At 69.0% G+C, this 523-nt stretch carries 1 protein-coding gene; it reads right to left on the bottom strand.

The window, feature by feature from the left end:
• Positions 1 to 523, bottom strand: a 523-nt coding sequence (locus AC1DWF_RS38465) for an ABC transporter substrate-binding protein (RefSeq protein ID WP_476843649.1), incomplete at both ends; no start/stop codon positions are given.

The raw sequence follows: 523 nt of genomic DNA, 5'->3' as shown, positions 1-523 counted from the left end.
GCGATAGGGGCCGGAGCCGACGAATTCCGTGAAGGGACGGAAGGGATCGGTCCGCGCGATCCGCTCGGGCATGATGTAGCAGGAGGTCGCGCTGGCGATGCCCAGCGCGTGGATCAGGAAGGGAAAGCGCTTGTTCAGCCGGACCACGATGCGGCTGTCGTCGGGCGCCTCGATCTCGGCGATGGCCTCGCGCATCTTGTCGCCGAAGGCGGCGTGGCGCTGCATGAAGCGGCGGATGCTCTGCGCGGCGTCGCGGGCCAGAACCTTCTCGCCGTCGTGGAAGCGCAGGCCCTCGCGGAGCGTGATGGTGCAGCGCTGGCCGTCCTCGTCCCAGACATGGCCGGCGGCCATCTGGGGATGCGCGTGCAGGTTCTCGTCCAACCCGTAGAGCGTGTCGTAGACCATGTAGSCGTGGTTGCGCGTCGGGTTGGAGCTGACGGCGATGGGGTCGAGCGCGCCGAGATCGGCCTGCGGCACGAACTTCAGCACGCGGCTGCGCACGGGCTGGGCGAGGGCGCCAAAG

It is taken from the genome of Aminobacter sp. P4_D5 (assembly GCF_056401815.1).
This window is presented reverse-complemented; position numbering and strand designations above follow the sequence as displayed.